16 protein-coding genes are annotated in these 11,193 nt (G+C 68.7%); 6 read left to right on the top strand and 10 right to left on the bottom strand.

Going from position 1 to position 11,193, the window contains the following annotated elements:
- Positions 1 to 23 precede the first annotated feature (23 nt).
- Positions 24 to 182, top strand: a complete 159-nt coding sequence (locus tag Aco04nite_RS00380) for a hypothetical protein (protein ID WP_212995196.1) — start codon at positions 24 to 26, stop codon at positions 180 to 182.
- Between the two features lies 1 nt (position 183).
- On the opposite strand, the gene Aco04nite_RS00375 is transcribed toward Aco04nite_RS00380, so the two are convergent.
- Positions 184 to 1,209 (bottom strand): adenosine deaminase, encoded by a 1,026-nt coding sequence (locus tag Aco04nite_RS00375; RefSeq protein ID WP_212995195.1) that lies wholly within the window; start codon positions 1,207 to 1,209, stop codon positions 184 to 186.
- A gap of 11 nt (positions 1,210 to 1,220) precedes the next feature.
- Positions 1,221 to 1,985: a trans-aconitate 2-methyltransferase gene (locus tag Aco04nite_RS00370; RefSeq protein ID WP_212995194.1), complete on the bottom strand. Its 765-nt coding sequence runs from the start codon at positions 1,983 to 1,985 to the stop codon at positions 1,221 to 1,223.
- Between the two features lie 77 nt (positions 1,986 to 2,062).
- Between Aco04nite_RS00370 and Aco04nite_RS00365 the strand changes: the two genes are divergently transcribed.
- Together Aco04nite_RS00365 and Aco04nite_RS00360 are read left to right on the top strand one after the other, a co-directional pair.
- Positions 2,063 to 3,040, top strand: coding sequence for an aldo/keto reductase (locus Aco04nite_RS00365; RefSeq protein ID WP_203837795.1), 978 nt, complete (start codon positions 2,063 to 2,065; stop codon positions 3,038 to 3,040).
- Positions 3,027 to 3,518, top strand: coding sequence for a hypothetical protein (locus Aco04nite_RS00360; RefSeq protein ID WP_212995193.1), 492 nt, complete (start codon positions 3,027 to 3,029; stop codon positions 3,516 to 3,518). Before Aco04nite_RS00365 ends, Aco04nite_RS00360 begins: the two co-directional genes overlap by 14 nt.
- Positions 3,519 to 3,687: 169 nt before the next feature.
- On the opposite strand, the gene Aco04nite_RS00355 is transcribed toward Aco04nite_RS00360, so the two are convergent.
- From Aco04nite_RS00355 to Aco04nite_RS00325, 7 genes are all read right to left on the bottom strand, one after another.
- Positions 3,688 to 3,891: a cold-shock protein gene (locus Aco04nite_RS00355; protein ID WP_011905669.1), complete on the bottom strand. Its 204-nt coding sequence runs from the start codon at positions 3,889 to 3,891 to the stop codon at positions 3,688 to 3,690.
- Between the two features lie 284 nt (positions 3,892 to 4,175).
- The gene (locus tag Aco04nite_RS00350; protein ID WP_203837793.1) at positions 4,176 to 4,448 is read right to left on the bottom strand and encodes a DUF4235 domain-containing protein; all 273 of its coding nucleotides are present in this window, start codon (positions 4,446 to 4,448) and stop codon (positions 4,176 to 4,178) included.
- A complete protein-coding gene (locus Aco04nite_RS50195) occupies positions 4,445 to 4,903 on the bottom strand; it encodes a DUF3618 domain-containing protein (protein WP_212995192.1) in 459 nt (152 codons plus the stop codon). Before Aco04nite_RS50195 ends, Aco04nite_RS00350 begins: the two co-directional genes overlap by 4 nt.
- A complete protein-coding gene (locus tag Aco04nite_RS00340) occupies positions 4,900 to 5,337 on the bottom strand; it encodes a phage holin family protein (protein ID WP_212995191.1) in 438 nt (145 codons plus the stop codon). Before Aco04nite_RS00340 ends, Aco04nite_RS50195 begins: the two co-directional genes overlap by 4 nt.
- Before the next feature lie 70 nt (positions 5,338 to 5,407).
- Positions 5,408 to 6,700 (bottom strand): mechanosensitive ion channel family protein, encoded by a 1,293-nt coding sequence (locus Aco04nite_RS00335; RefSeq protein WP_212995190.1) that lies wholly within the window; start codon positions 6,698 to 6,700, stop codon positions 5,408 to 5,410.
- Between the two features lie 98 nt (positions 6,701 to 6,798).
- The gene (locus Aco04nite_RS00330) at positions 6,799 to 7,620 is read right to left on the bottom strand and encodes a DUF1206 domain-containing protein (RefSeq protein ID WP_212995189.1); all 822 of its coding nucleotides are present in this window, start codon (positions 7,618 to 7,620) and stop codon (positions 6,799 to 6,801) included.
- A 62-nt stretch (positions 7,621 to 7,682) separates the two neighbouring features.
- A complete protein-coding gene (locus Aco04nite_RS00325) occupies positions 7,683 to 8,006 on the bottom strand; it encodes a hypothetical protein (RefSeq protein ID WP_212995335.1) in 324 nt (107 codons plus the stop codon).
- A 46-nt stretch (positions 8,007 to 8,052) separates the two neighbouring features.
- Between Aco04nite_RS00325 and Aco04nite_RS00320 the strand changes: the two genes are divergently transcribed.
- Entirely contained in the window at positions 8,053 to 8,334 is a 282-nt protein-coding gene (locus Aco04nite_RS00320) for a GNAT family N-acetyltransferase (RefSeq protein ID WP_212995188.1), read from the top strand.
- Here Aco04nite_RS00320 and Aco04nite_RS00315 read toward each other — a convergent pair.
- A complete protein-coding gene (locus tag Aco04nite_RS00315) occupies positions 8,331 to 9,908 on the bottom strand; it encodes a glycoside hydrolase family 3 protein (RefSeq protein WP_212995187.1) in 1,578 nt (525 codons plus the stop codon). The genes Aco04nite_RS00320 and Aco04nite_RS00315 overlap by 4 nt on opposite strands.
- Before the next feature lie 163 nt (positions 9,909 to 10,071).
- On the opposite strand from Aco04nite_RS00315, the gene Aco04nite_RS49470 reads away from it, so the two are divergent.
- Together Aco04nite_RS49470 and Aco04nite_RS00310 are read left to right on the top strand one after the other, a co-directional pair.
- Positions 10,072 to 10,203, top strand: coding sequence for a hypothetical protein (locus Aco04nite_RS49470; protein ID WP_280519294.1), 132 nt, complete (start codon positions 10,072 to 10,074; stop codon positions 10,201 to 10,203).
- Positions 10,204 to 10,221: 18 nt separating this feature from the next.
- A complete protein-coding gene (locus Aco04nite_RS00310; protein WP_212995186.1) occupies positions 10,222 to 11,172 on the top strand; it encodes a TIGR03557 family F420-dependent LLM class oxidoreductase in 951 nt (316 codons plus the stop codon).
- Positions 11,173 to 11,193 lie beyond the last annotated feature (21 nt).

The following is an 11,193-nucleotide window of genomic DNA, read 5'->3' as shown; positions in this document are numbered from 1 at the left end:
CAGCGATATCCAGGGAGATGACAATGCTGGACACGGATACCCGCACCGCACCGCTGGTCGACGAGGACGAGCCCAAGGGCCGGTTCAACCGGCGCCGCATGATCCGCGTGGTGACGATCCTGACGATCGGCATCCTCGCCGTCCTCGCCGTCTGGCAGGACCCGCTCTACGCGGGTCACTGACTCACGCGGGCCATTTTTCGGTGTAGTCGTCGATCTCGGTCAGCAGTTTCTGCTGGGTCGTGGTCGGCAGGAACGACTGGGTGACGGCGGCCTTGGCCAGCCCGGCGACCCCTGCCGCGTCCAGCTCGAGCAGGTGCGCGGCGACGGCGTACTCCTCCTCGAGCGTGGTGCCGAACATCGGCGGGTCGTCGGAGTTGATCGAGAAGGGCACGCCCGCGGCCACGATCTGCGGCAGCGGGTGCTCGGCGACGCTCGCCACCGCCCGGGTCCGCACGTTGGAGGTCGGGCTGATCTCCAGCGGGATCTGGTGCTCCGCGAGATACGCCATCAGCTGCGGGTCACCGACCGCGGCGATCCCGTGGCCGATCCGCTCGGCGCCCAGGTCGCGCAGCGCGTCCCAGATCGTCGTCGGGCCGGTGGTCTCCCCCGCGTGCGGGACGCTGTGCAGCCCGGCGGCGCGCGCCTTGTCGAAGTACGGCTTGAACTGCGGGCGCGGCACACCGATCTCCGGACCGCCCAGCCCGAAGCTGACCAGCCCGTCCGGGCGTTCCTCCAGCGCGATGCGCAGCGTCTCCTCGGCGGCGGGCAGCCCCGCCTCGCCCGGGATGTCGAAGCACCAGCGCAGCTCGATGCCGAAGTCCGCGGCGGCACCGGCCCGGGCGTCCTCGATGGCCGCGCAGAACGCCGGCGCCGGAATGCCCCGCTTGACGTGCGAGAACGGCGTGACCGTCAGCTCGGCATAGCGGACCTGCTGACGGGCCAGTTCGCGGGCGACCTCGTAGGTCAGCATCCGCACGTCCTCGTCGTCGCGGATCAGGTCCACGACGGTGAGGTAGATGTCGATGAAGTGCTTGAAGTCCTTGAACGCGAAGTAGTCGGCCAGCGCCGCCGGGTCGCTCGGCACCGGCGACTGCCCCTCGTGCCGCGCCGCAAGCTCGGCGACGATCCGCGGCGAGGCCGAGCCGACGTGATGCACGTGCAGCTCGGCCTTCGGCAGGCCGGCGATGAACGAGGCCAGCTCGGTCACGGTGAAACCTCCTACAGATGCGCCGCCAGGAAGATCCGGCGGAACGGGAACGCGACATTTCCGCTCCGGGCAGGGTAGTCCGCCGCGAGCCGCGCACCGAGTTCGGCCCGGAAGGATCGCCACCGCGTGTCGTCGAGGGCGGCCCGCACCGGCCGGAGCGCGGTGCCGTCCATCCAGCGCAGCACCGGGTGCTCCGCGCCGTCGCCGGGCAGCAGGTGCAGGTAGGTGGTCTCCCAGGCGTCCACGGTGGCGCCGGCGTCCAGGAAGAGGGCCGCGTAGTCCTCCGGGTCGCTCACGGGTGCCTCCCGGAGCAGATCACCGAGCTCTTCCGCGTACGGTGCCGTGCGGGCGACCTCGCGCAGGGCCCGGTGGCTGGGCGCGTCGAAGTTGCCCGGCACCTGCATCGCGAACCAAGCACCCGCCGGCAGCTCCCGGATCCACGTGCTCAGCAGCTCCTGATGGCCGGGCACCCACTGCAGGGCGGCGTTCGTGACGACCACGTCGGTCTCGCCGTCCGGATGCCACTGCGCGATGTCACCGACCCGGAACTCCCCCACGCCCAGCGCCCGCGCCTTCCCGATCATCTCCGGTGAGCTGTCGATGCCCTCGACCCGGGCGCCGGGCCAGCGCTGTGCGAGGGTCGCGGTCAGTTCACCCGGGCCACATCCCAGATCGATGACCGTACGCGGCTCAGCGGCGTCGACCCTGCTCACCAGGTCGAAGAAGGGCCGGGCGCGCTCGGAGCCGAACCGGTGGTAGACAGCGGGATCCCACATGACAATCCTCCAAACCGTACGTACGTCTTGCATTGCAGACTAACATCGGGGACCCCGGGTTGAGCTAGGCTCCTGCCGTGGAAAAGCGCAGATTCGAGCGGCTCGGCCGCGATGTGGGAGTCATCGGTCTGGGCGCCTGGCAGCTGGGTGCCGACTGGGGCGATGTCAGCGAGGAGGACGCGCACGCGACCCTCGGTGCGGCGGTCGATGCGGGTGTGACGTTCATCGATACCGCCGACGTCTATGGTGACGGCCGCAGCGAGCAGGTCATCGGCTCATTCATCAAGGACCGCCCGCAATTGACGGTGGCCACCAAGATGGGCCGCCGGATGGCACAGGAACCGGGCAACTACACGCTCGATAACTTCCGCGCCTGGACGGATCGGTCCCGTTCCAACCTCGGTGTGGAAACGCTCGACCTGGTTCAGTTGCATTGCCCGCCGACTCCCGTCTTCAGCTCCGACGAGGTGTACGACTCACTTGACACACTTGTTGCCGAAAAGCGCATCGCGGCGTATGGCGTAAGTGTGGAGAAAGTCGACGAAGCCCTCGCGGCAATCGCGCGACCGGGCACGGCCAGCGTACAAATCATCGTTAATGCCCTGCGTCTCAAGCCCTTGGAAAAGGTCCTTCCGGCGGCGGCGGCCGCGGGCGTCGGCATCATCGCCCGGGTGCCCCTCGCATCGGGGCTGCTGTCCGGCCGCTACGACGAGCAGACGCAGTTCGGGTCGGACGACCACCGCAACTACAACCGGCACGGCGAGGCATTCGACGTCGGCGAGACGTTCTCCGGAGTGGACTTCTCCACCGGGCTGGAAGCGGTCAGCCGGCTGCGTCCCGCGGTCCCCGCGGAATTCACGATGGCCCAGTTCGCACTGCGCTGGATCCTCGACCACCCCGCGATCACCGTGGTCATCCCGGGCGCCCGCAACGCCGACCAGGCCCGCCTCAACGCCGCCGCAGCAGCCCTCCCGCCGCTGCCGCAGGCCGCCCACGACGTCGTCCAGTCCGTGTACGACGAGCTGATCCGGCCCCAGGTCCATGACCGCTGGTGACCAGTGGCCGGGTCGGCAACCGGCACCCGGCGGCCGCGAGCCGTGGGGTCAGCCGCCCCCTGCGCCGCAGATCTCCGCCCCCGTCAGCGGCGGCGACACCTGGGGAAACGCGCCGGTGAACGGTGGCCCCGCCCCGATCACCGGCAGCCCTCACGCCGGGCGCGCACCCTGGGGTGGCGAAGCCGCCGATCCCGCCGCGGCACCGTCGCTTGACGATTCCGCTCCCGAATCACCGCCGGTCGACCCCGCCCCGGAGGCCGTGCCGCTGAAGGGCTGGGCCTGGCTGACCGGGGGCATGCTGTGCCTGGTCACCGGCGTGCTCTGGACCGCGCAGGGGCTCGACCTGGTCACGAACAGCTCGATGAGCGGCATGCGGATCTTCACCGTCATCGGCCCCCTCGTGGCGATAGCCGGCCTCGCCCTGATCGTCATCGGCGTGCGCACCCGCAGCAAGTACAAGCGCTCGCTCTCGGCATAGCCCGCACAGCGCAGCACCTAAAGGACCCGCACAAGCCGCGCATTGCGCTTGCAGAGCCCGCACAGCGAAAGCCCCGCCTCTCGGGAGGAACCGAGGAGCGGGGCTCACCGCTAGAGCCGATCTCCGCCAGAGGTGATCAGCTGCCGGCGCAAAGCCGGCGGGTTGGGCTTCAGAGGGGCCTTACCTGCTCCGCCTGCGGGCCCTTCTGGCCCTGGGCGATCTCGAACTCGACCCGCTGGTTCTCCTCCAGAGTGCGATACCCGCTCGTCTGGATGGCCGAGAAGTGGACGAACACGTCAGCACCCCCGCCGTCAACGGTGATGAAGCCGAAGCCCTTGTCTGCGTTGAACCACTTCACGGTTCCTTGCGCCATGCTGAACTCTCCTTCTGGAAATTTCGGCCCGGTGTCGCAGAGCCGATGGTCGTTTTCGAGCAGCGGCGCCGCGAACGGCCACAGAAGGAGTGCCCCTTGCAGCAGGGTTTCTGCGAAAGGCTTACCAGCTGAACCACGTACACAAAAACTGGCCACACTGTACCCGAGGAAGCACCGATAAAGCTTCCCCTCAGTAGGAAATGAGTGGGCCTTACTCTCCGCAATGAAAAGGCCCTCAGCAACGCTGAGGGCCTTGACCTTGGTCGATCCGGTTATGTCTGACTTTAATCGGGCCAGGAGCCTGTCACCTTGCGGACACCGACCGCCCCGCCGCGCTGGACCGCGGCCCGCACGACGGAGAAGATGGCGCCGGAGATGGCGGCCGCCGCGAGAACCTCGCCCCAGCCACGCTCTTCGTCGTCCGGCGTGGGAGCGTCGTCCTCGCCGACCGCGAGCTTCCAGACCTCTTTGAACACCGCACCGGCGATGGCGCCGGCCGCGACGCCCAGCAGCAGACCTACCGGCTTGTACGCGACCTTCTGGAGCTTGCCGCTCACTTACGCCTCCCGCGGACGATCAGGATGATGCCGACCAGCGCCGCCCCCGCTGCCACCACGGCGGCGAACGGGATCGGGTTACGGCGGACCTGCTCGCGTGCTTCCCCGGCCTTGTCCAGCGCTCCGGACTCGCGCACCTTGTCCTGGGCCAGGGCGACCTTGTCACCGGCCTGGGAGGTGGCGGCGCGCACCTTCTCGGAGGCCACAGCCACCTTCTCGGAGGCGACGGTCGCGGCGCTGCCGGCGGCTGCGCGTACCTTCTCGGTTGCGTCGTGGACCTGGGCCTTGACGTTGGCCTTGGTCACCTCGACCTGCTCCTTGGCGCGGGCCTTGACATCGGCCTTGGCCGCGAGGGCCTGAACCGTCTCACCCAGCTCGGCGCGGGTCTGCTTGATGTCCTCGCGCAGCGCCTCGACGTCGGGCTTGCCGCCCACCGTTCCGTTCTTGTCGCTCATGCCCGGCTCCTGCCGCTCTTGATCGCGTGCTTAACCTCGTCGACATCCGCCTTCGCGCTGGCGATGGCGGACTCAGGCTCCGGCGGGACCGCCTTGGTGACCTGCTTCTTACCCAGCAGCGCGAGCACACCCGCCGTGGCGAACAGCACCACGGTCATGATCAGCGCGGAAAGCCACAGCGGCAGGAAGATGTTCAGCACGATGATCAGCGTGGCGATCAGGGCGCCGACGCCGTACATGGCGAGCACTCCGCCGCCGCCGAACAGACCCACACCGATGCCGGCGTGCTTGCCTTTTTCCGTGAGCTCCGCCTTGGCGAGGGCGATCTCATCCCGTACGAGCCGGGTGAGCTGCTCGCTCGCTTTCTGGACCAATTCCGAGGTGGACTGGTCGGAACCCGGGCGAACCGGGCTACCGTTCAGGACATCGGCCATGGTGTCCTCCTTTCCCTTGCAGGCTGTATGCCCTGCGCTGCGCCGGGTCAATCCTCGCTGGCGGGACGCCTTACGAGCGATTTCCCGCGGTTGCGGGCAGCGGCTCGGCAGCCGATCGACCACCGTGTCCGTCCGCACCCGATTCGTCCGTCACCGGACCTGATTCGTCCGGTCCGGCGAACACCGACGCCCGATTGTCGCCGTCACCCGGCCCGCTGAAGACCCGTGCGTCGTCCGAGGGCTCAACGGGTGCGTGGTACTGACCGTTATGGGCGAAATCATGCGATTCGGCGGGCTTGACGTTGTTCGATGCCTCCGCGGCGGCGAGACCGGAACGCTCGATGTTCGTGACGTCGGCACGCATCCGCGGCAGCGTGTCCTGGCGGTTCTCGAAGACCCAGGTGACAAGCCGTTCCCGCACCAGGCAGCGCAGGTCCCACAGGGAGGGGGCGTCGTTCGCGCTCACCAGGGCCCGCAGCCGGATCATGCCGCCGACCGCGTCGGTCACCTGGAGTACACAGACCCGCCCGTCCCACAGCCCGGTGCCCTCGCAGACGGCCCTCAGCTCGGCGCGCATCGGCTCCACCTGCACCGACCAGTCGACGTCGATCTCGGCGGTCCCGAGCACCGCGGAGCCCTTGCGGGTCCAGTTCTGGAACGGTTTCTGGGTGAAGTACGACGTGGGCAGGATCAGCCGCCGGTCGTCCCAGATCTGGATCGCGACGTACGTGAGGGTCAGCTCCTCGATGCGCCCCCATTCGCCCTCGACGACCACCACGTCGTCGATGCGTACGGCGTCACTGAACGCGAGCTGGAGACCGGCGAAGAGGTTGCCAAGGGTGCTCTGGGCGGCCAGCGCGGCGATCACGGAGACGAGCCCCGCGGAGGCCAGCAGGCTGGCGCCTACGGTCCGCACGGCGGGGAAGGTCATCAGCATGACGCCGATGGTGATGACGACTATCGCGGCGACGGTTACCCGGCGCAGCATCTGCACCTGGGTCTTGAGCCTGCGGGCCTTCATGTTGTCGGGGACATCGATGCGCCATTTGGCGAGCGCTATGTCCTCCATGACGAGCAGGAGCGCGCCGACGAGCCAGGCGCTGGAGGCGATCACGAGGATCACCAGGGTGTGCACCACCCCCTGGCGTCCCGGGAAATCACCCGCGAATCCCCGGATAGCCACCTGCACGGCGAAGACCGTGGCGGCTATGAGGAACGGGAGATGCGCGGTGGTGGCGAGATCGGCCAGCAGCTGGGAACGCCGGCCGAGGGTCTTCACCACCAGATGGATTGCTTCGACTGCCACGATCGCGGCGCCCGCGGCCACGACAACGGCGAGCAGGGCGGTCAGAACGCTGGTCACGGTTCCCTCTCCTCAACAGGGTTGGTTGCCAGCGATCAAGAGTGCCCCGCTCGCCTGTGTCTGGAACATGCGCGCGGAAGGTCAGACCTTGGGATAGATCACACCTTGCGGTAGCGGGACTGGAAGAAGCAGTAGATGCCGAAGGCCGCGATGCCCAGGGCGATCAGGCCGAGGAGCCACGGACCGTACGGCGCGGTGGCCAGGGTCTTGAGCGCGGCGTCAAGGCCTCGGGCCTTCTCCGGGTCGTACTTGACCGCGGCGATGACGACCAGGACACCGGAGATCGTGTAGGCGATGCCCTTGGCGGTGTAGCCCGCCATGCCGAGCCGCTCGACGGTCTTGCGGACCTTCGCGTCCATCTGCTGCATGTTCAGGTGCTTCTCGAACTTCTTCTTGATCCCGTAGATCGCCAGGCCGACGCCCACACCGACCACGACCACGCCGACGAGACCGATGAAGAAGCGGCCGGCGCTGTTGTCCATGAGGGTCGACGCGCTCTTCTGCGAGCTGTCACCGCTGGAGGCGTTCGAGCCCGAGAGCACCTTGATGCCGATGAACGCGAAGTAGAGGTACATGATCGTGCGGCAGCCCGAGATGAAGCGCTCCGCGAGCGCCGCCCGGTCCTGCTCACCGCTCTCACCGATGGCCGCCTCGAACGCCTGCCAGATAGCCAGCCCGATCATGCCGATGATGGCGATGACCACCATGGTCTTGCCCAGCGGCTTGGCGGCGAGCTCCGTCAGGGCACCCGACTGGTCACCCTCACCGGACGAGGTGCCAAAGGCGATCTGCAGCGCGAGCCAGGCGATCAGCAGGTGGATGACGCCGTACGCGATGAAGCCACCGCGGGCGAGGTATTCGAGCGGTTTACTGTCAGCCGCGCGCGACGCGGTGTTGCGAGCTTGTGAGGAGGCAGTCATGGCCCGGTTATGTGACCGCCGGTAAACTTTTCCAAACCTCCGTCACACGCAAGCGGTCTGTGCTAACGCGAGACTTGAATGCCGATGTTGCTGTCGGTGATGCTGTCCAGAGTCACCTGAAGACCCGCGACCTCGACTGCCTGCTGGCCCTTGGTGAGCTGGATCTGCTCGCCGGCGATCTCCATGGTGACCGTGTTCTGGTCGGCGCTGAGGAATTTCGCCTCGACGCCCAGCACGTTGGCACTGGCGTTGACGGTGCGGTCGATGGTCACGGTGCACTGGTCCAGACCGCACGAGACGTTGTCGCTGCTGCACCCGGTGAGCAAGCCCAGACCGAGGATGGCGGCGGTGAACAGGGCGGCGGAACGGCGTGCTGCGGTGTTCATCACCAGACCAAGGCTACCTGGCCCACGCGAGCCTAATCTGGGACTCATGGACGTCACTGTGCAGGACAACCCGCAGCGCAACAGGTTCGAGCTCCTCGTGGACGGCGAGGTCAGCGGGTTCGCCGACTACCGGGTCCGCGACGGGATCGTCGTCGTCGTGCACAGCGAGGTCGACCCGGAGTTCCGGGGCCAGGGCCTGGGCAATGTCCTTGCCGAGCAGACCCTGGACACCCTCAAGGAGCGCGGCGAGAAGGTCGTCCCCGCCTGCCCGTTCTTCGCGCACTACGTGTCGGAGCACCACGAGTACGACGCCATCCTGGCCGATTAGGCTGCCAGCGCCTGCTTGGACCGGTCGGGCACCGAGGTGCCGGCGAGCAGTTCGGCCGCGGCCTGACCGCAGGCCCGGGTGGCGCCGTGGGTGGCCAGGTGCAGGCCACCGCTGACCGACACGGGTACGCCCATCTCGACGACGATCGCGTCGGGCCGGACAGCCAGCGTGGCGGCCAGCGCGTCGGCGACCCACGGGTGGCGGTGCGCGTCGCGGACCACCAGCACCAGCGGGCGCGCGCCTGCCCCGGCCAGGATGGCCGCCGCCGGGTCGGTGGCGCCGGCCAGGTCGCCCGCGTCGAGCCGGACCGAGGTGGTGCCGGGCAGCAACTCGCTCAGCGGCGTGCCCACACCCCACGGCGTCTCGGCACCGATGGCGATGTTGCGCGGCGGGGCGAGCTCCACCACGTGCGGCGGCACGGTCAGCGGCAGCCCGGGGGCGGCCGCGGTCGTGGTGACCTTCAGCGCGCGGCGGGCAGCGGCCTGGCCGACCGCGGAACCCCCGATGACAGCGATCTCCGGCTCGGCGGCACCGACCGCGTCGGCGACCGCGCGGGCCCCCGTCGCCGTCTGCGTCGTCAGCGTCCAGGACGCCAGCGCGCGGACCCGGCCGGCGGCGTCCCGCAGGCGCTCCTCGGTGAGCTGACCGGAACGCACGGCGTCAACGATGGCGTCCCGCAGGCGGACGGCACTGTGCTCGTCGGCGTGGTCACCACCGACGCAGATGGCGTCGGCACCCGCGGCCAGCGCCCGGACCGTCGCGCCCTCGAGACCGTACTTGCGGCGTACGCCCTGCATCTCGATGCCGTCCGTGATGATCAGGCCCTCGAAGCCCAGTTCCTCGCGGAGCAGACCGGTCAGGATGCGCCGGCTCAGCGTGGCGGGCAGCTCCGCGTCGTACGCGGGCACGACCAGGTGCCCCGTCATGATCGAGCGGACCCCGGCGGCGATCGCGGCCTTGAACGGGACCAGTTCGATGTCGTCGAGCCGGGCCCGGTCGTGGCCGATCACGGGGACGTCGTGGTGCGAGTCGACGGCGGTGTCGCCGTGGCCTGGGAAGTGCTTGGCGCAGGCGGCGACGCCGGATTCCTGCAGGCCCCGGATCCAGGCCGCGCCGTGCCGGGCCACGAGGTGGGCTTCGGCGCCGAATGCGCGTACCCCGATGATCGGATTGTCGGGGTTGTTGTTGACGTCGGTGTCCGGGGCGTAGTCGAGCGTGATCCCGGCCTGTGCCAGGTCGGCGCCGAGGTCCCGGGCGACCGCACCGGTCAGCTCGATGTCGTCGATCGCGCCCAGGCCCAGGTTTCCGGGGCGCGAGCTGCCGTGGCGCGACTCGAAGCGGGTGACGTCCCCGGCTTCCTCGTCGATGGCCACGATGACCTCCGGGCGCTCCGCGCGCAGCTGCGCGGTGAGCGCCGCGACCTGGGCGGGCGTCTCGACGTTGCGGGCGAACAGCGCCACGCCGCCCAGCCCCTCGGCGAGCCAGCGCCGGACCCAGTCGGGTGCGGTCGTGCCCACGAACCCGGGCTGCAGCACGGCGGCGGCGAGCTCGGGCAGGTCGCCAGATTTCGGCATGACTTCGCGTACCTCCGGTGACGATCGATACGCGCTCGGTGAGCGCGTCCCCCTCTGTACAACCGCACCATGGTCGCCCAGCGTCAGCCGTTCAGTCAACAAACCTTTCTATTAATCATGTTTAAAGTCCGTGAAGTCGGCCACGGCGGATAGGCTTCGAGGCGTGCCGAACACCGCGGTCCTTGCCACGTCCGGAGTCGACTGGTCCCAGGTTCACGCCGTCAAGCTGCTCGGCGTGGCGCTCGGCGCGCTCATCCTCTTCTGGGCCATAAAACGCATGTTCGGCGGCAAGTAACAGGGGTATCCGGCTGGCATGCGAATCGGATATTTCCTGTCAAGCGAGGAGTACACGCCCGCCGAGCTCATCGAGCAGGCCAGGGGCGCGGAACAGGCCGGGTTCTCGGCCCTCTGGATCTCCGACCACTATCACCCGTGGGTGGACGCCCAGGGCCAGAGCTCGTTCGTGTGGTCCACGATCGGCGCCATCAGTCAGGTCTGCTCGCTGCCGATCACCACGGCGGTCACGTGCCCCACCGTACGCATCCATCCCGCCGTCATCGCCCAGGCCGCAGCGACCAGTGCCGTGCTGACCGGCGGCAAGTTCCGGCTCGGCGTAGGCACCGGTGAGGCGCTCAACGAGCACATCTTCGGCGACGCGTGGCCCGAGGCGGACGTACGCCTGGAGATGCTCGAGGAAGCCATCGCGATCATGCGCGAGCTGTGGAAGGGCGGCGTCGTCTCCCATCGCGGCAAGCACTACACGGTGGAGAACGCCCGCATCTACACCCTGCCCGAGAAGCCGGTCGAGATCCTGGTGTCGGGCTTCGGGCCCAAGGCCGTCGAGGTGGCCGCACGGATCGGCGACGGGTACGTCAGCACGATGCCCGACGGCGAGCTCGTCTCCCAGTTCCGCAGCCAGGGCGGCGGGGAGAAGGTCGCGCAGGCGGGGTTCAAGGCGGCGTTCGCGGGCTCCGAGCAGGAGGGGGCGCGGATCGCGTACGAGAAGTGGCCCAACGCCGGCGTGCCCGGCGAACTCTCCCAGGTCCTGCCGTCGCCCAAGCACTTCGAGCAGGCGTCCCAGCTGGTCACCCCGGACATGGTCAAGGAGGCCTTCGTCTGCGGCAACGACCCGCAGGCCCACCTGGAGATGATCGATCAGTACGCGAAGGCCGGCTTCGACGAGATCTACGTCGCCAACACCGGGCCGAACTGGCAGGGACTCTTCGACCTGTACGCCGCGAAGGTCCTCCCCGGGCATCGCTGACGTTTGATTGTCATACCCCTG

The sequence above is a fragment of the Winogradskya consettensis genome, from assembly GCF_018332715.1.
GTDB classification, from domain to species: Bacteria; Actinomycetota; Actinomycetes; order Mycobacteriales; family Micromonosporaceae; genus Actinoplanes; species Actinoplanes consettensis.
Note: the sequence above shows the minus strand (reverse complement) of the source record. Positions and strands in the feature narration are given on the sequence as shown.